Origin of the sequence: Mesorhizobium sp. M6A.T.Cr.TU.017.01.1.1 (genome assembly GCF_004023115.1) — a bacterium.
In the GTDB taxonomy this organism is placed as follows: Bacteria; Pseudomonadota; Alphaproteobacteria; order Rhizobiales; family Rhizobiaceae; genus Mesorhizobium; species Mesorhizobium mediterraneum.
Map to the genome: position 1 here is coordinate 1 of NZ_RZTA01000049.1, position 18,876 is coordinate 18,876.

Here is an 18,876-nt window from a genome sequence, read left to right on the forward strand (position 1 = left end):
TGCACCGCCTCCCGCCGCCGACTTCGGAGCCCGCCGATCGTTATTTCCTCTGCAGGCGCGTCTGAGGGGCCGAGACGACCCAAATCTTCAGGGGCCAAATCTTCAGGGGCCAAGTCTTCAGGGGCCAAGTCTTCAGGGGATCGTATAGACTGCTATCTCCCGCTCAATGCCGCGCAGCGAGACCTCGTGGGGCACGGGCGTCAGCGCGTTCCTGTGCAACAGATCGGCGGTGAGATTGTCGTCGACCACCGCACGAGTGGCGAAGATCGCCTGTGCGTTGGCAAGGTTCTGAACCCGTGAAGCAATGTTGACCGTCTGGCCGAAATAGTCCTGTCGCTCGTTCATGGACACGGCGATGCAGGGGCCGGCATGGACTCCGATCTTGAGCAGCAGATCCTCGCGCCCGCTCTTGTCGTTGAGCTCACGCATGGCATCGCGCATCCTGAGGGCCGCGGCAATCGCACGATCAGGCGTCGCGAAGGTCGCCATCACCGCATCACCGATCGTCTTCACCACCGCGCCCGCCTCCGCCGCGACGATCTCATGCAGAACCTGGAAATGCTCGCGCACGAGATCGAAGGCTGAAAGATCGCCCACCCGCTCGTAAAGCTCGGTCGATCCGCGCAGGTCGGTGAACAGGAAGGTCAGGCTGGTGATTTTCAGGCGCTGGTTGATGTCGAGCGTATCCGTGCGATAGAGATCGCGAAAAGTCTGGTTGGTGAGCAGGCGCTTGGCGGTCAGGAAGGGCCGGCGTTTGCCCAGGAAATCATGCAATTCCTGGCCGGCGATGAAGACCGTCGGCAGCACGCGGGCATCGGTCCTGTTCTCCAGCGAAATTCGCAACGGGCCGGGTTGCATCTCCAGCGTCTGGTTCTGGACATGGTCGCGGTCGAACACCAAAGAGAGGCTTCGGCGCTCTTTTGTTGGTTCGCCCTTCCCGTCGATGAACTGCACTGAATGGGTGACCGGCTCGAAGACGATGACGAATTCAGACGGAAGCTGTATGGGCAGAACCGCCTTTTCACCAGGGGCAAGCTCGATATCCTCCAGCGAGAATGCTTCCATCTTCTTCGCGAAATCCTCTTCCGGCAGATCGACGCCGGACGCCCAGTAGATCTGGCGAAAATATTCCATCAACGGCAATTCGTGTGGATTGTGAGCGGCAATCCTGCGCACGCGGGGGCTGACGGTGAATGTCACCTCGACCATCTCGTCGAGGGTCGGCGAATAGCCCTCGGAGCATAGCGCGCAGGTGTATTCGTCCTTCTGCAAGGTTTTCAGCGTGGCGTTGGTGTCGAGCACGCCGCCACAGCCGGGGCATAGAACATTCCAGGAAATGTCGAAGATGCCCACCCGTGCCGCATGGAGAAAGGCGCTTATGGCGCGCTCCTCGTCGAGGCCATGCTTGCTGGCGAAGGCTGGCACATTGATGCGACAAAGCTCGCGGTCGTTGCCCTCCTCGATGGTTCGCTTGATCGCGTCGATTGCCAGTAGATCGACATCGGTCGATTGCCGCAGAAGCGAGAACAGATCCTGAGCTTCGTTCATCGTGCAGGCTCCGGGAAATGCACCCTAGAGGCGTGTTGGCCGGACCGGTTTTCGGTCCGAGCGCTCCATCTTACTTCGAAACGGACCGTACGGCCATTCGAATGGATAAGCCGGTGACAGCTCAATTTCCATTCGGGCGGATTTTCACCGGCCGCAAGCGGCACTATGATGGGTCCATGAGGCATTCATCTTTGGGACTTTCTCCCATGCCGACATCCGACAACCCGCCATTTCCCGCGGCTCTGCGCCTTTTCTCGGTGGTGGTCATCATCGTCCTGATCGTAGGCGCCTGCCTGTTTTTTGCGCCTGTGCTGGTCAAGCCGCGCTGGCCTTGGGCCGTCACGCCGTTCAATGCCCGCTTCCTCGGCGGCTTCTACACCGCCGAAATGGTCATGATGGTGGCGTTGCTGGTCTGGAACCGTTGGTCGCCCGGCAGGCTCGTGCTCGTCATGGCCTTCATCTTCACCGTCATCGTGTCGGTGGCTTCGTTCATCAATCTCGGCTATTTCAACTTCGAGCGCAAAGCGCCCTGGCTCTGGTTTTTGGTCTATCTTGCTTCGGTCGCGGTATCCGGGCTGTTCCTGTGGCGGACCAGGGCCCGTCCTTCTGCAAAAGGCGTGATCTTAAACCCCGCATGGCGCGGCTACATGCCGGTGGAATCGGCGATCCTTGGGCTCTATGGAGTCGGCCTGTTGCTGTTTCCCCTGACATTCAGCGGCTTCTGGCCATGGCCGATCGATGCCTTCCACGCTCAGGTCTACAGCGCTATCTTCCTCGCCGGTGCGGGCGGTGTGTATCTCGTCTGGAGAAGCGCGCCGCGCGAGGAACTGCTGGTGCTCGGCTTGGCGCAGTTTCTGGTTGGCCTGCTTGCCATCCTTGGCCTCGTCATCACCGACGCTGCGGTGCACCGGATCGACTGGACGGCGACCGGGACATTGCGCTGGCTCGCCCTTTTCGGCTGGATCGGCATCAGCGGCGTCTTCAAACTCTACGCCGCCTCCCGGTTTTTAGCTCGCAATCGGCATAGGTTGCGGAGACGGCTGGATTTTTAGGTGACGTCCGGTGCATCGTGCCGGGCCGATTGCTTTGCCGGGAGCGCCATGACCAGCACGACCTCGCCATCTTCCGAGAAAATCCAGCCGCAGCTCCGGTCCGTCCGGCTAAGCGATGCGGAGGCGCTTTGCGCTATCTTCAACATGCCGGGCTTCCGCTGGGGCACGCTCAGGATGCCCTTCGAGATGGTGGAGCAGGTGGAGCGGCGCATCGCCAAGTCCGGCCAGGAAACCACCTGGATCGTTGCGGAGTTGGACGGCAAGGTCGTCGGCCATGGCAGCCTAGTCGTGCAGGGTTCGCCGCGCCGTTCGCATATCGGCGAAATCAATATCGGCCTTGACGATGCCTTTGTCGGCAAGGGCATCGGCTCTGCCATACTTGGCGCGCTGCTTGACGTGGCCGACAACTGGCGCGCCCTGAAGCGGGTCGAATTGACGGTCTATGCCGACAACGAACCGGCCGTCCGTCTCTACACAAGCCACGGCTTCGAGGTCGAAGGCCGGCATGTGAAGGCCGGTTTTACCGACGGGCAGTACCACGACCTGCTGAGCATGGCCCGGCTGCGGTTCTGAGATCCGCTGCTTGGCCTTAACTGTTTGGCCAATCTAACAATTCGTGCCGGCGAACAGGTGATTGCTCATGGAGAGCTCCGTAGGATACGGTCAATTTCGTCTCACACCATTTTGATCGAGTTGACAGTCTACGTGTGGGCCGGCTGCATCCAGCACGTCTGGTCTCCCTTGGCGTTTGCGCCGCAAGTGGCTAGACGGGACCAATGACCGCTGTCTTTGACCCAACCCCTACGCCTCCGGTGGAAATTCTGGCAGTGCTGTCGCTGCTCTGCCCGGAAGTTGTGCGTGACATAGAGCAGAACTGGAATGCACCGGTTTCCGATTATGCCCGCCATCTGTGGCGGCCGGTGGCAAGGCCTGCTTCGGGCCCGGCGATCGCTGCCCGCTCGATCCTGCGCGAAGTCCTGCGTCAGCGCCTTGGGGTGATCATGCAGCCTGAAGAGATCGGCAAGGCCCTCGAAGAGTTCGAGCACAGACCGGTGATTCAGTCCGGCCTGCACTGCCTGCTTCTGATGGACCGGATCACCTTCGATGCCCTCCTGCTTGCCTGGCTCGGCGCGGTCGAAAACGGGCTCTCGGCCTTCTTCAGCTTCATGGGAACGACGATGACCATGGAGACAATTGGCCGGGAGGGGCCGGGATGGCTCGATGTCGGTGACGACAAGGTCAACCTGTTTGGCATGGGGCGCCACAAACTGTGCCGCAAAAGCGCCTGCGTGGCCGGTCCCGTCACCCTCAACAAGCGCGCGCTCGAAGCGGTGGGCGACGAAACGGATGCCAGCCGCTGGCTGGGCACACTGCTTGCCAGCCAGGACAAGGTGTTTGGAACCGCCGCCGATGCGCTGACAGCCCTCAACGAGGATCTGGTCGCCGATTGGGATCGTTCCGGCATGGCCCTACCGGTTTTCATCGATGATCGGCTCGCCGCGGCTGCCGTGGCGCGGCATCTAGAACATGATGGCAGCCTTCTTTCCGGGCTGCTCATTGAGCCCGCAAGGCGCCAGCGTCTGGAATGTGCCTTGCAAGCGGCCGCATCGAGCCCATTTGGCAGATTCCTGCCCAATGCCACGGCCTATTTCTGGGGCATCCGCGAGGAGCGCGTGCGCAAGCTCGTCCTCGAGAACGGGCACCTGATCGAGCCTGACAGGCCGAATGGTCTTTCCATCCCGTTCGAGCGGCCGCATCTCAGGCAGGCGCTGCTGGACGGCGTGCTGCTGCCGAACTTGTTCCTGATGTTCCTCGTCCTTGCCATATTGCCGCGCGTGCGGGTTGTGGGCGGCCTGAGACAGATTGGTTATGTAGCGCTTTTCCACTCTATCCTGCTGGCTGCGCTAGATGAAAACTCGCCGGAAGAGCGCGATCTGGCTGCGGAGCTGCAGGTTCGGGAAAATGCCTGGGGCCTGCGGGTCATCGATGAAAAGATCTCGGTCCGCGAGCAGCTTGCCGGCCTACCGGAAGGGGCGCTCTTCCCGGACCTGCTCCGGCAATACCGTTTGCGGACACTTGCCGAGACGACCGACGACCTGAAACTGGTTCGCGAAAACGCCCGATGGCGCAAGATCGGCCAGGCAGAGATCAAGGCGAGCTGAGCCTCGCTTCAGGTTGATTTTCTGGTCCGCAACCCCAAGCGACGGCGATCTATGGGTGAGCCTCTGGTGTCTGATCCGGCCGCTTCCTTGACGCTGATGCCTTTCGGGATTTCGACGACGGCTTCCGCCTTGATCGGCAGCGCTCTGCCACCGGACCCACACTGACCGTTCGATGCCCATTTGCGCTGCCGCTTGCTGGTCGACGGTTATCGGTTCATCCTTGTGAAATACCCTGGCCGTGAAGTGCGTAGTGAGATCACGCCGGCACGGCCCCTAGTGAGGTCTCGTCCTATGGACTGCTCGGGCTGCGGTTTCGAGGTTGAGGGCGGTTACGCTTTCTGTCCGAGGTGTGGCAGGCGCCAGCCCGTGCCATGCGCCAGTTGCGGCTACCCCTGCGCACCTGATTTCGAGTTCTGTCCGAAATGCGGGGCAAGCGTCGGTGCGCCCGCAAAAACCGTCGAACGGCCTGCTCCCACACCAAGCCGGACCGTTGTGCCGCCTTCTCGAACTCCGTCGCTGCTTCCGAACATCGAAAGCGAAGATGGGCTGCATCCCGTCTCTGACGCCGATCGCCGGACGGTAACAGTCCTGTTCGCCGACCTTTGCGGCTTCACGACACTCAGCGAGCAGCTCGACCCCGAGGTCATGCAAGCGCTGCAGAACGAACTGTTCAAGGAATGGACGGCGGCCGTGCGAAACTTTGGTGGTTTCGTCGACAAATTCATCGGCGATGCACTGCTCGCCTTGTTCGGTGCGCCGGTTGCGCATGAGGACGATCCGGAACGTGCGCTTCGCGCCGCTCTCGACATGATCGCCCGGACGGCGCGGCTCGGCGAAAGCACCCCCCACTCCGGCTCGCCTCTGTTACTCCACATCGGCATAAACACTGGTCCCGTCGTTACTGGTGGATTGGGCATCGGCACCGCCAAATCCTATTCGGTGACCGGCGACACAGTGAATACGGCGCAACGCCTGCAATCGCTGGCCGCACCGGGTGAGGTGCTGGTAGGCGAGCTCACTTATAGGCTAACCCGGCATGCCTTCTCTTACGAGCCGCTGGGTGATGTCGTGTTTCGCGGCAAGGCTGGCAGTGTGCTCGTCCATCGACTGGATGCACCGCTTGCGGCGCCGCGTGCAGCACGTGGGCTCGAGGCGCTCGGCCTCAGTGCGCCAATAATAGGTCGAGGTGCGGAGCTCAATAGAATGCTGGCGAGCCTTGACCAGGCGTGCAGCGGCTCGGCCCAACTTGTCCGCCTCGTCGGAGAAGCCGGTATCGGGAAATCGCGGCTGGTGAAGGAGTTCGTCGCCCGTGTCGGCGACGACGATCGTTTTCGCAACGTCGCCGTGCGGCTGGCCACCTGTTCACCGCTGGGCGAACAATCATTTGGCGCCTTGGGCGCAGTGGTGCGCAGCGCTGCCGGGATGATGCAAAATGACAGTGGGGACGAAGTGCGGGGGAAGCTCGCAGGCTTGCTTACCGATCTCGGCCTACAGGGCGAGGAGGCGAAGCGGCTGATGCCTTTGCTCTACCATGTGCTCGGCCTTGGCGACCCGGACGCCACCTTGCAGCATGTCGAGCCAGAGCAGTTGCGGCGGCAAATTCTCTACGCAGTCCGCACAATCATCGAACGGCGGCTTGCGTTGTCGCCGCTGTTAATTGTCGTCGAAGACCTGCACTGGGCCGACGCCGTGTCGCTCGAGGCACTACGTTTCGTGATGGACAGGTTGGAACGCACGCGGTTGATGTTGCTGGTCACGCATCGTCCGGCGCCGGACAACGGCCAGCTCGACTCTAGTCGGGTCAGTCACACAGCGCTCAGGCTTTCGCCGCTCAACAATGATGACGGACGCAGCCTGCTGGCGGCGCTTTTCGGCGAGAGCTGGGTAAACTCCGCAGGAGGGCTTCTCGACCAGATCCTCGAGCGCGCGGGCGGCAACCCCCTTTTTGTAGAGGAGATCGTTCGCGGCCTTATCGATCGCGGTGTACTGATGCGCGAGGGCCAGCGATGGCGGACTGTGGCAGGCGAAGTCGCAACCGGCATTCCCGCCACTATCCAGGCAATGTTGCTTGCTCGCGTCGACCGGCTGCCCCAAGAAGTGCGCCGGTTGGCCCAGGAAGCCGCGGTAATCGGCCCGCGCTTCGATGCCACACTTCTGAAAGCCGTGACAGCCGACCCCGGTCGGCTAGAAGCCGGCTGCGAACTGCTTTGCGATGCGGAAATCATCGAGGAAGTTGCCGGATCAGGCTCGGTCTCGTCGCAAAGCTACCGCTTTACGCAAACATTGCTGCAGGACGTGATCTACCAGAATCTGCTCCTGCAACGCCGGACCGACATCCATGGGCGGGTCGGTGCTGCCTTGGAGCAACTGTGCGGCGACAAGCCGGAACGGCTCGAGGATTTGACTGTGCTCGGTCATCATTTCGCACAGAGCGCCGAGCGGGAGAGGGGCGCGCATTACCTGCAGGCGGCGGGCGATCGCGCTCGCATGATATACGCCAACGACGACGCCCTTCGTTTCTACGAGCGAGCACTGGCTGCGTTGGGCGCGATCGGGCAAACACCGCTCAAACTGGCAATTGCAGAGCGCATTGCCGATTTGAGCGGCCCGGTAGGCCGCCGCGAGATCGCGCACCACCACTACGAGACGGTGTTGCAGGCATACCGCGAGTCAGCCGATCGTGTCGCTTCGGCGCGCGTTTTACGCAAGATCGGTCGGCTGCTCTGGGACGTCGGCAAGCGGGACAACGCAGAATCCCGCTATGCTGAAGCGGCAGCGCTCCTCGATGGAGCGGATGCCCCGATCGAGCAGGCGCATCTCTGGCAAGAACGTGGCCGACAGGCGTTCCGTAGCGGAGATCACGCTCGCGCGGCAAAATGGGCAGACGCGGCGCTGGATTGCGTACGCTCTCTGACAACGGAGCATGTCTCCGAGGTAGGGTGTGATGCCACTCTCGTGACCGCCGAGGCACTTAATACCAAGGCTGTTGCGCTGGCTCGCCTTGGGCAAAACCGTGAAGCCGTGCGTCAGGTTGAGCGTAGCATTGAATTGGCCGAAGCCGCCGGTCTACTGGGCGCGGCGTGCCGCGGCTACACCAATCTCGGCGTGCTTTACACGACCATCGATCCGGCACAGGCGATGGAGGTCTGTAGGCGCGGTCTTGAAGTGGCGCGCCATATTGGTGATTTGGGTTTCCAGGCGCGCCTCCTCGCCAATCTGGCGGTCGCTTGTTGTACTTTCACGGATCGCTGTCCAAGGGAGGGCGTGCCTGCTGCCGAGAAGGCCATCGAGATCGACCGGGCGCTCGACCAGCGCGAGCACCTGCCGGTGCCGTTGATCGTGCTTGGGCAGATCCACCAGTGCAACGGCCGTCCGGAACTGGCGATTGGCTTGTTCCACGAAGCACTCGACGTAGCCCGCGAAACGGGCGAGCCCCAACTGCTGTTTCCGTGCTATGATGGGCTCGCAACGCTTAATCTCGACCTCGACAATCTGGCCGAGGCCGAACGCTACTTTTCCCTGGCGCAGGGAATATGCGCCCAGCACGGGCTCGACCCGGAAGCGCTTGTGGTGCTGCCTTTTCTCGACTAGCCGGGTTGGAGGTTGGAAATGTCCGCGCGTGCTGACTTGGTACCGCTTCAACCGGGCGACCGTGCGCCGAACTTGGTTCTCGACGCCATTACCCAGGAAGGCAAGATTGCGCTTGACGACTTTCGCGGACAAAAACCGGTGCTGGTCGGCCTGTTTCGAGGTCTGCATTGTGCGTTTTGCCGGCGCCATATCGCCGCCCAGGCGCGGCTTGATCCGGAACTGCGCGAAAAGGGCGTGGAGAGCCTGACGGTGGTCAACACGCCGATCGAACGGGCGCGTCTCTATTTCCGCTACCACCCGATACCGAATCTGCTCGCGGCCTCCGACCCTGAACGCGCTTCACATCGTGCTTTTGGACTGCCCAATCTCGAATTCACCCAAAACGAGACGAAATGGCCGTACAAGGTCTCGATGGCAGCGGTAATGGATATGCGGGTCGACATACCAAGCGAGTTGCCCGGTCCTATGGATCCTCTTGCGGCCGGCGAAATCCTCGACAAGAAGGACAATTACGAAATGACCGAAGCCGACGAGCAGATGATGGCAACGGGACACGGACAACTGGTCGGTCAGTTCCTCCTGGACCGGCAGGGGATCGTCCGCTGGAGCTTCACGGAGGTTCCAGAGGGTGGGCGATACATGTTTGGGGCGCCAAACCCCCAGGAGCTGATGTCAGCGGTGTCCCAAGTCGCCCAATAGACTTGCGAACGAGGTAAACGAGCGGGACACTGAAATGACACTGACAAGTTCACCGCTCTTCGAGCACAGCCTCGACAATGGCAACAAAGTCATCGAGTGAGCGGTCTCCGCGAATCTCGATGCGCGGAAGGTCGATGGGATCGCAGTCGAGGCCTGCCGGCCCGTGTCTGCCGGCGAAGCCGATTTGATAGCCGCACTCCTTGGCCAGCCGGCCAAGCCGTCGGTCGGTGACAGAGAAGGGTGCCGCGAACGCCGTGGTTGGCCGACCGGTCCACCGTTCGATAAACATACGAGAGCGCAGGAGCTCGGCGGCCAAGACCGAGCTCGACAGACCATCGATTGCGCGATGCGTCGCCAGATGGCTTCCGAAGAACGCACCTTCGGCGGAGAGGCGTCGCACCGTCCCGGCGTCCATAAGCTGCGTCGGCGGACCGGTATAGGCGTCCCACTGTGCACTTTCACCCACCAAGTCCGTCACCAGGAACACTTCCGCGGTCAGGTCGTTCGTGCGCAAGGTCGGCCAGGCGTGGTCGGCAAAGTTCTGGAAGCCGTCATCGAAGGTGATGAGCACTGGGCGACCAACGAAAGGGCGACGGTTGGCGATGAACTCTTCCAACTGCTCAGACCCAATCGCGTGAAAGCCATTGGAGCGCAGCCATGCCATCTGGCTGGCGAATGCGGCGGGCGTGAGCCGAAAACGGGCGAGAGCGGCCGGACCATCATCGGAGACGCTGTGATACATGAGGACAGGAATACGCTGCCGCCGCTCGCTACGTGCAACGTCGCGGCGCAAGGCCCGCGCGCCGCCCCAGACGATATTTCGCGCGACCCCGATTTCGATGCGCGCGCGGATTGGCACATGATCTATCATCGGTTCCGTAGCCACGTCGTCGGGCGACAGGCGGCGGAAGCGGTCTATGCGATAGAGCTCGGTCTGGATCGATTGCTCCAAGACGAGGCCTTCAGTCGCTGCCAGCGTCTCCGAGATCGCTTGTGCACCGAATGTGTTCCAGTCGAAGCCCGTCCTTTCAACATTGTCACGCAGCACGAATGCGTGTGCGCTGATGAAACTGCCGCCAGGCGCCAACGCCTCTGCGAATTTTTTGGCGATGCGCCGCAACTCGGCCAGATCATCCAGATAGTAAAGCACTTCCGAACAGAAGATCAGATCCATCTCACCCGGCAGCGTGTCGGCAGAGAAATCCAGTACGCCGAATTCAATATTCGGCTGATCGCCGCATCGCGCGCGGGCCCGTTCGATGGCTATGGCGGAGATGTCGGTTGCGGTCAAATGGCCCACTCGCGGCGCCAGCTGCCGCGTGAAATGGCCCTCCGCGCAGGCCAGCTCAAGCGCCCGTTCGATGGGACCGGCAGGCAGAATTTCGAGTTGCCGCTGATATTTTTCCTGCTCATAGGGCGAACCGTAGTTCCAGGGATCCTCGGTCGCGAAATAGCCATTCCAGAACGACGTGCGATCCTTGTCGTGCCTGACCCGTGCGCGGCGCGGCGCCGCGGGAGGCTCCGCAGGTTCGGCGCTCGACCTAACCAGCTCCCGCGCTTCCTCGGCCAATTGGGCGAGTCTGCCGAAGTGACTGTCCGGATCGGACCGGCGTTCAAGCCGCTCAGGGGGCACGACATTCAGGAGCAATTCAATCCAATGACGCCTTGTCACTGTCCCGAGCACGCCGAATTGCACGACAGCCTCGATCTGGCCATCCATCATCAGATAGGCATAGATTTGATCGATTCCTTGCGGAATTTCGGTCGAGGCCGGATTTCGACCGTCGACGCGAATTCCAAGTGTCCGCGCCAGCCTGCGCGGCGCGGCAAGATCGTCGACGTCGAGAAGCATTTGCTCAAGGTGATACTGGACGCGGCGACCCGCAACGGGGTTGTCCCAGAGCTTGCCGAGTTCGATGATCAACTCGGTGAAGGAGCCGCCGAACCTGTCCCACTTGGCAGCCAATTGCGCTGGCACCGATAAGCTTCCTACCATAAGGCCATCGAAGGCCACCTTGGCGATCTCACGCGCCCACTTACGTCCTGCCGGGAGCGCGCGCAGCGACTGCGGGTTGATCGAGCGTGAGCCGCAGCCGCAATCCGACGCGGCGTTCCACAACGCGAACCACGCGAGTGCCTCGGAAGCGGTGTGGCCGCTCGCCTCGATCGCTCCATTGGCGTGTGCTGATGCTGGGTGTTTGACCCTGGGATCACGAGAAAAGCCGCGGGTGATCACGATTTCCGCATCTACCAGCATCTGCGCCGAATTGCGGCTGAGCGAGTTGGGGCTGATACGATAGAAAGCGAGCGACTCGTCGACCATCACCCAATCTTTGCCCAGACGCGCGAGGCGCTGCCACAGATCCCAGTCCTCGCAGGTGCGCAGCGACACATCGAAACCGCCCAACTCGACAATTGTCTCCCGGTCGACTAGCAGCGCGTGAGTGCGGATGGCACACCGACGGGCGAGTGTTTCGAAGGGCTGGGTCGCAACCTCCGTCGAGATGCTCGGCGGGGTGAGTTCGCCATCGGGCATCACGCGCCGAGAACCGCAATAGGCCGCCACTGCATCGGGAGCTGTTTTCAGCGCGGCCAGCATTTTCGCAAGGAAGCTGGCATCCACCCAATCGTCCGCATCCAGAAACATCAGCCAATGGCCGCGCGCTGTCGAAATCCCGCTATTGCGCGCGCCGGCGGCGCTATACGCGCAAGAGTTCAATGTCCGAAATCGGGCATCGCGCTCCACATAACCGGCGATGATCGCGGAGGTGCGGTCAGTGGAGGCGTCGTCGATGATGATCGCCTCCCAATCCACTATTTCCTGATCGAGAAGGCAATCGAGTGCGCGCGCCAGCGTTGCCTCCGCGTTGTGCGCAGGAACCACGATTGAAACCAAGGGATTATGCGCCACGCCGTCTTACCCGCGCCGAAGATACAACGAGAGTCCCGAAACATAGCCGGCGATTTCCTGCCAAAGGGAACGGTCCTCAGGCACGCTGCGTCCAAACAGTCTCCTGCGAACTCTTCCGAGCCGCCGCGACGCCGCCATTTGGCTGCAGCGCGAGCTTGCTCCTGTCGTGCTACTGATGTTGGAAGCCTGGCGCAGCATTCGCATCCGTGCCGCCGAGCTTGGGCGCCAGCTGTCGCAGATGCACGTCAAAGCAAGCACGCCGCATACTCATGTCGATCCCCGGAATCGGCGCCATCACCAAAAGCTGCGGTCCCTGGCGCCGTACGACTGCAATAGCTATGGCAAACTGACGTCCTTTGCAATCGGGGGGCGCATTAAAGCAAGCCACTGAAGCCTTGGTGTGAATGACTGCAGTTATCGGGACTACTGCTCCCCTCTTATCGACCGAAATGCCTCGATACCGAGGTGCACTCTCGAACAGCCATTCTCCGTGCGAAGAACACCTTCCTTCTACCGTTGGGCCCGCACCGGAAGCTGATCGTCGCAGTATACAGCCGGACGCGAGGCAGTATGTGTACCGACATGTCATCTAATTTAGATACTTCTAATGAGTCCGCGCTACTTAATTGCGCTCCAGTAGCTATAGCCCGATATTGTATTGCTCATTTCGATAGTAGATTTCATCAAATGGTTGATTAGACTAGCCGATTATGGCCTCTATAACAAGAGATGCAAAAGCTACACCAGTCGGAACTCGTTTATTTGCTGCTAGTCCAAGAGATGTAAAAGGGACGCACGAATTGGTTTAAGCCAAGAAGATTCCGGCTTGCGAGCCGGGTATTTTGCTGACATTCTTATCCGTTTCTGAGTTTCGCACTGTGGCAGTTGTTCAAAAGAAGGGGCATAAGGATGGCCAAGGAATCTTCGAATAGCGCTTCTCCAGCAAATAAAGCGGACGTAAATCTAATAGGTAATGCAGACGGAAACGGGCTGGCCTTCATGGCGGCCCAGGCTCGCGAGAGCGGAGGCCCAGGCGACGCTGTAGGTGTCGACAAGATACGTGATCTGCTGTTCGGCAACCAGATGCAGGACTATGACCGCCGTTTTTCCAAGCTTGAAGAACGGTTCTTGCAGCGCTTCAAGGATGTCGAATCCGAGGCCAAGCGCAATCTTGAAATGTACGAGTCAAATGCAAAGAAGCAGGTCGAATCGCTTGCGGGGCAATTGCGGAACGAAAAAGATGCACGAGCCGAGGCCGACAAGGAGATTGACCGGAATCTTCGCGAGCAAAATCAGGCGCTTGAAAAGCAGGTGCGCGCGTTGTCGGATCAATTGAGCGAGCTTGAGCGCGAAGTTGCGGACCGGATAAATCGAAGCGATCAATTGTTGCGTGAGGAAATCAAGCAAAAGAATGAAACCATTCAGATGGTAATGGAGAAAATGTTTTCCGATCTCAGCAACGTCAAGACCGACCGAAATCTTTTGGCTGGCCTGTTTGTCGAGGTTGCAAAATGTCTAAATCAGGATCCCGTCGGCAGCAAGAGCAACTCGGAACGTAGCTGGAAAGTGAGTTGATCGGAACTTGACGTCGACCGTCGACCCAATCAGCCTTCCTCAAGCGGCTTCGAACGATACAGAGATTGATCGCGAGGCTCTGGCTAGTCTTTTGGTCGAAATTGCCCGGAACGTTGATCCGGACTATCGTGCGCGTTTCGACGGAGTTCCAACCGCCGATCCTCGCATGGAAACGCTGCGCCAGTTGCTGGTCGGCCGCGAAATTTCGGAGCTTTCACGAGTTACGCACCTGCTCGACGAACCTGAGCAGCTTGCGTCTGCAGTTGGGGGTGTTCTCCCCAGTGCAGCCGCACGCGCGCCTTATGCGCAACTCGGCGAGGCCCTTGCGCCAGCTGTCGAGAGGGCCGTGCAACGGTCCATCCAGAAGAGCCCGCGCACGCTTACGGATATATTATACCCGGTGTTTCTGCCGGCAATTCGCAAGTCGATCGGGGAAAAGATCGATCAGACCTTTCAGTCGCTGAATGAAACTTTAAGACATATATTTACCTGGCATGGGCTCAAGTGGAGATTTGAAGCTTGGAGAACTGGTGCAAGCTTCTCAGAAGTTGTTCTTAAGCATTCACTTGTCTACCGTGTAGAACATGTCTTTCTCATTAACCGCAATTCCGGGCTTTTGATAGCGCATGTAACTGCCGATAATGCAACTAGCGAAGATCCTCAACTCATTTCTTCGATGCTTAGTGCAATTCAAGATTTTGTGAAAGATTCATTTAACGAGAAAGAACAGAGCGGCCTGGACACTATCCGTTTTGGGGAGCTTCGTCTCTGGTCAGAAGTTGGACCGTTTGCGACGTTGGTTGCGGTGATCCGGGGAAATCCGCCAGAGGAATTACATGAAATAATTCGCGATGTGTTGCTTCGCATCCATGATGAATGCTCACAGGCTTTAGAGCAGTTTGACGGCGACAGTTCGCAGCTGGCCGGCGTAGAGACGCAGTTGCAGACCTGCGTTGAACTGAAGCAGGAGGACTCAAACCAGGGATTTCCGTGGCTGGTGGTGGCTGCAGTCCTGCTGGTTTTGATTCCGGCAGGCGGTTGGTTCTTTCTTTCCTGGCAATCCGGGCAGCGCTGGCAGGCCTATGTGTCGCGGCTGAGTACCCAGCCGGGCATCATCGTTGCCGAACAAAAGGTGCGCGATGGCCAATTCTATATTGCCGGCCTGAGAGACCCGCTTGCCGCCGACCCGCAGTCGCTGTTGTCCGGAACGCAGGTCGATCCCGCTCGCGTTCATTCGCAGTGGCAATTCTATCAGAGCCTTGAGCCGGAGTTCGTGCTGAAGCGGCTAACGGAGTCGCTGACCCCACCGAAATCAGTTCGACTTTCGATCGTCAATGATCGCATCATTGCCGAGGGTGAGGCTCCCGACACCTGGATAGATCGGGCACGCGCAGCGGCCCGACAGCTTTCGGCAGGCGGACCGGTATTCGACATCTCCAAGGTTCGTGATGTGAGCCCCGAAGCACGCGCGGCGGAGCGCTGGCAGCATTATGTGTCGCGACTTGAGGCCCAAGCGGGGATCATCGTCGCCCAACAAACGGCGAGGGGCGGACATTTCTACATTTCCGGCCTGAGAGACCCGCAGGCCGCCGACCCGCAGGCTCTGCTGTCCGGAACAGGGGTTGATCCGGCTCGCGTTCATTCGCAGTGGCAATTCTATCAGAGCCTTGATCCGAAGTTCGTGGTGAAGCGGCTGATGGCATCGCTGGCCCCGCCGGATTCAGTACGATTTTCGATCATCAAGGATCGCATCGTTCTCGTGGGTGAGGCTCCTGCCGCCTGGATAGATCGGGCGCGGGTCGCCGCCCAACAACTGGCCGCGGACGGACTCTCTCTAGAAATTTCCGAGCTGCGCGAGTTGACCCCTCAGGAACTCACTCGTTTGAGGGAGGCTATCCAAGCGGTCGACATTTTCTTCGATTCTGGCAAGGCTGTACCGGGACCAGAGCAACTGCCAGTTCTCGACAAATTGGCGAATCAGTTGAAGGAATTGGCCAAGGACGCCCGCAAGGCGGGCGTAACAGCACAGTTCATGTTGACTGGCCATTCGGACGCCGTGGGCCGTGAGACGACCAACGCGTCAATCAGCGCCGCCCGCGCCGAGACAGTTCGTGCGCTTCTCAAGAAGCGCGGCGTCGCTCCGGAATCGCTTTTGGTTCGCGGCGCGGGCACCTTTGAGCCGGCGGAGACTGAGAATAGCCGAACCGGGAGCTCCGCCAATCGCAGAGTTTCGGTTACGGTAAACTTCCACTAGGCGGAGCCCAGGATATTGCAAAAGAAGATCTGCATGTTGGGCGGGTTCGCTGTCGGAAAGACGAGTCTGGTTCGCAGGTTTGTGCAAAGCATCTTTTCAGAAACCTACTTGACCACGGTGGGAGTGAAAATCGACAAGAAGAGCGTCGCATTCCCGGACAAAACCGTGGATCTGATTCTGTGGGATTTGGCCGGCGAAGACGATATCGGCTCATTTCGCGTCAGCTATGTGCGAGGTGCGAGCGGGCTCGTGCTTGTCGTCGATGGGACCCGCGCCGCTACACTTGCCGTGGCGCTCACGCTGCGCGAGCGGGCCGAGGCCGAATTCGGCGCTATGCCGTTTGTATTGCTGTTCAACAAATCCGATCTGGCCGATCGGTGGGCAATCTCGGATAGTGAGATTAACGAACTGAGGCAACTTGGATGGCAAATCTATCTAACAAGCGCGCTTTCGGGTGAACATGTTGATGATGCATTTCGTCAGCTTGCTTCGATGGTCACCAAATAGACCATGCATGGATTGCCGAGAGAAGTCAGAAGCTGGATTTACGATTTCTTCTACAATGAGCATTCTGTCGCATACCTGAAAATTGACGCCCAGCTTTGCATCGCTGCGAAGGGCGGTAGTGTTGAACATTACGGACTCTCATCACTTCGCATTGGTAGGCCTGTTGCCGAGCAACTTGAATTCATGGAAGGCTTGCTGCCTTGCCCGGAGCTGCCATATCATATGGCCATGGTCGAACTGCCCAGCGGGCGTGTCGCGGACCTTCATCTTTTTGCTGACAATGCCTGCGTGTGGCTGCTCTTTCTTGACGCCACCGCCGAACGCGACAATAGGCAGCGGCTTCAACAGAAGGCTTATGAAATGACACTCCTGCAAGAGAGGGAGCGTCAACTCAACGAAAAATTACAATTGACGAACGAGGCGTTGAGGCAGAGCCAAGAGGGATTGTCGCGTGAATACCAGCGCGCCGAAAGCCTACTCCTCAACATTCTTCCAGCGTCGATCGCGGAGCGGTTAAAAGCGGACGAACAAATTGCAGACAACCACGCTGAGGTGAGTGTGCTTTTTGCCGACATCGTCGGCTTTACGGAAAGAGCACGGAGCGTCGGAGCCGAGACAACGCTCGCTATTTTAAATTACTTCTTCAAGGCGGCGGATCTGCTCTCGGAACGATACGGCTGCGAAAAGATCAAGACAATTGGCGATTGTGTGATGGTGGTCGCTGGCCTCCCCGTCGCGCGATCCGATCATGCGGAAGCCCTTGCGCACTATGCACTTGAACTGCGGAAGGCGGTTAAGCTCGAGCGCTTCGCAGGAGAACCGCTAAGACTCAGAATTGGAATTCACTCAGGACCAATCGTCGCGGGCGTCATAGGCAAAAGGCGGTTTGCCTACGACCTGTGGGGCGAGACCGTTAATCTCGCAGCACGTATTCAAACGTCCGCGGAGCCCGATGAAATCCGTATTTCGGATGCAACTCACAAACTGCTTGGACCGGATTTTGCTTGCGACCCACTCGCGGAAACGGAATTGCGTGGTACAGGTCGTGTACGAATGTGGCGGCTCCCGGCCTGATTTGCCGCTTGGCAATGCCGACCCTGGAGCGCAGCTTGCTCGATCCATCGGCATCAGAACCGCCGAAATGCGGACGGAACGGAGCTTAAAGTCCGCCGAACCTACGCTATCGCCGCCGATTCCCCCTACTCCCACTCGATTGTTCTGAAGCAGAACGCATTGACCCATCGAGGAAAATCTTTCCGCTGACGATGAAGAACCGTATCCCGGATCCGTCAGAAATTCTCGCTCTTGAATTCAAAGGAGAATTTCGGCGATCCGCGATTTGCTCGGTTTCACAGACTATCGATATCGGTTGGTCTATTCTCCTCGGAGTCCTCCGCAAAAGCGGCGTCTCCAGCCTGGCAAAAAAACCGTCAGCGATGATGAAGTCCGTCGTCCGTCGGTAGTGTGGCCCTCGCGCCGGTTGCGATACGGCGCACCATTCGCGGATTGAACGACGCCGCTTCAAGCGATCGCAGCTCGGCTTCCGACCGGACTACGGCAAGCGTCGCCGGCGACCTGCCGGGCGTCAGTCGCGCGATATGGACAGCCCCGTGAGAAGCGGAGCGTACGCGGCGAGCCTGCGGGATACGAACTCCGTGAAGAGCCGCACGCGCTTCGTCTTGCGTGTTTCCCCCTGTGTGAGAAGCCAGAGCGTTCCGTACATGTGCAGGTCTGTGCCCGGCACCCTCACCAGCAGGGGGTCGGCATCTCCGACGAAGCACGGCAGTGTCGTGATCCCGAGGCCCTGCCGTACAGCAACGATCTGCGCGTCGGCGCCCGTAGTCCTGAACGGAACCTCCGTGGTGCGAACCTCACCCTCGCTGGCCCAATCCGGAATTCCATGCATGCTTATGACGATCCACCGGATGGGATCAAGCGAGCCCGCACGCCATGCGGCTAGTCTATCCCGGGACATGTAGACGCCGCCGAACACCTCCGGTCCCTTCAGTCCGTGAAGATTGAGCGGCAGGGTTTTGCGGTCGTAGACGACGCGTATCGCCACGTCGGCCTCTCGGTTGGTCAGATTTGCCAGCTCGCCGGACGACACGATTTCCATCTCGATGTCCGGATGCAGACGCGCGAAATCGGCGAAGTCCAGCATGAGCAGGTGTGTCGCAAGGGTCGGAGCCAACGTCACCCGCAGAAGCCCGCGCACGCTCTGGTCGCGACCGAAGACGCGCGTCTCCAACTGGTGCGACGACGCTTCCATCTGGTTCGCGAGCTCGAGGACCTCCTCGCCCGCAGCCGTCAGGCGGTAGCCCGAAGGCAGCTTTTCGAACATCTGCGCCCCGAGGCGTTCCTCGAGCTGAGCGATGCGTCGCAGCACGGTCGAGTGATACACCCCGAGGCGCTCGGCGGCAGCCCGCACTGAGCCTCCGCGCGCGACGGCAAGAAAGTAGCGAATGTCATCCCAGTCGATCATGGTGCAATCCGGCACCGCGCGGTGCGCCTTCCAAAGTCTGTATCTAACACATCGAACAGCAATACAGGCGGTCATCATAGCCTATGTCGACGAGC

12 protein-coding genes are annotated in these 18,876 nt (G+C 59.7%); 9 read left to right on the forward strand and 3 right to left on the reverse strand.

Annotated features, from left to right (window positions below; all coding sequences use genetic code 11):
• Nucleotides 1-132 precede the first annotated feature (132 nt).
• A complete protein-coding gene (locus tag EOB36_RS17090; protein ID WP_095483614.1) occupies nucleotides 133-1,548 on the reverse strand; it encodes an adenylate/guanylate cyclase domain-containing protein in 1,416 nt (471 codons plus the stop codon).
• 206 nt (nucleotides 1,549-1,754) lie between these two features.
• On the opposite strand from EOB36_RS17090, the gene EOB36_RS17095 reads away from it, so the two are divergent.
• The 5 genes from EOB36_RS17095 (at nucleotide 1,755) to EOB36_RS17115 (ending at nucleotide 9,052) form a co-directional block, all read left to right on the forward strand.
• The gene (locus tag EOB36_RS17095) at nucleotides 1,755-2,600 is read left to right on the forward strand and encodes a hypothetical protein (RefSeq protein ID WP_128285307.1); all 846 of its coding nucleotides are present in this window, start codon (nucleotides 1,755-1,757) and stop codon (nucleotides 2,598-2,600) included.
• Nucleotides 2,601-2,648: 48 nt separating this feature from the next.
• The gene (locus EOB36_RS17100) at nucleotides 2,649-3,173 is read left to right on the forward strand and encodes a GNAT family N-acetyltransferase (RefSeq protein ID WP_095483612.1); all 525 of its coding nucleotides are present in this window, start codon (nucleotides 2,649-2,651) and stop codon (nucleotides 3,171-3,173) included.
• 203 nt (nucleotides 3,174-3,376) lie between these two features.
• The gene (locus tag EOB36_RS17105) at nucleotides 3,377-4,762 is read left to right on the forward strand and encodes a hypothetical protein (protein WP_095483611.1); all 1,386 of its coding nucleotides are present in this window, start codon (nucleotides 3,377-3,379) and stop codon (nucleotides 4,760-4,762) included.
• A gap of 291 nt (nucleotides 4,763-5,053) precedes the next feature.
• On the forward strand, nucleotides 5,054-8,353 hold the full coding sequence (locus EOB36_RS17110; RefSeq protein WP_127204586.1) for an adenylate/guanylate cyclase domain-containing protein: 3,300 nt from the start codon (nucleotides 5,054-5,056) through the stop codon (nucleotides 8,351-8,353).
• 18 nt (nucleotides 8,354-8,371) lie between these two features.
• Nucleotides 8,372-9,052 carry a redoxin domain-containing protein gene (locus EOB36_RS17115; protein ID WP_095483609.1) on the forward strand — a complete coding sequence of 227 codons (681 nt, stop codon included), beginning with the start codon at nucleotides 8,372-8,374 and terminating at the stop codon, nucleotides 9,050-9,052.
• Nucleotides 9,053-9,101: 49 nt separating this feature from the next.
• Here EOB36_RS17115 and EOB36_RS17120 read toward each other — a convergent pair whose 3' ends face one another.
• Nucleotides 9,102-11,963, reverse strand: coding sequence for a trifunctional glycosyltransferase/class I SAM-dependent methyltransferase/polysaccharide deacetylase (locus EOB36_RS17120; protein ID WP_128285308.1), 2,862 nt, complete (start codon nucleotides 11,961-11,963; stop codon nucleotides 9,102-9,104).
• A gap of 909 nt (nucleotides 11,964-12,872) precedes the next feature.
• Here EOB36_RS17120 and EOB36_RS17130 point away from each other — a divergent pair.
• Genes EOB36_RS17130 through EOB36_RS17145 form a run of 4 tightly spaced genes read left to right on the forward strand, consistent with a single transcriptional unit; the run spans nucleotide 12,873 to nucleotide 17,373 of the window.
• Nucleotides 12,873-13,538 (forward strand): hypothetical protein, encoded by a 666-nt coding sequence (locus tag EOB36_RS17130; protein WP_095483607.1) that lies wholly within the window; start codon nucleotides 12,873-12,875, stop codon nucleotides 13,536-13,538.
• Nucleotides 13,539-13,545: 7 nt separating this feature from the next.
• Nucleotides 13,546-15,792 carry an OmpA family protein gene (locus EOB36_RS17135; protein WP_128285309.1) on the forward strand — a complete coding sequence of 749 codons (2,247 nt, stop codon included), beginning with the start codon at nucleotides 13,546-13,548 and terminating at the stop codon, nucleotides 15,790-15,792.
• A 15-nt stretch (nucleotides 15,793-15,807) separates the two neighbouring features.
• The gene (locus tag EOB36_RS17140) at nucleotides 15,808-16,299 is read left to right on the forward strand and encodes a Rab family GTPase (RefSeq protein ID WP_245329770.1); all 492 of its coding nucleotides are present in this window, start codon (nucleotides 15,808-15,810) and stop codon (nucleotides 16,297-16,299) included.
• Nucleotides 16,300-16,302: 3 nt separating this feature from the next.
• Complete coding sequence (locus EOB36_RS17145; RefSeq protein ID WP_095483604.1) at nucleotides 16,303-17,373, forward strand: adenylate/guanylate cyclase domain-containing protein; 1,071 nt, start codon at nucleotides 16,303-16,305, stop codon at nucleotides 17,371-17,373.
• Between the two features lie 511 nt (nucleotides 17,374-17,884).
• Here EOB36_RS17145 and EOB36_RS17150 read toward each other — a convergent pair.
• Nucleotides 17,885-18,781 (reverse strand): LysR family transcriptional regulator, encoded by an 897-nt coding sequence (locus EOB36_RS17150; RefSeq protein ID WP_128285310.1) that lies wholly within the window; start codon nucleotides 18,779-18,781, stop codon nucleotides 17,885-17,887.
• Between the last annotated feature and the right edge of the window lie 95 nt (nucleotides 18,782-18,876).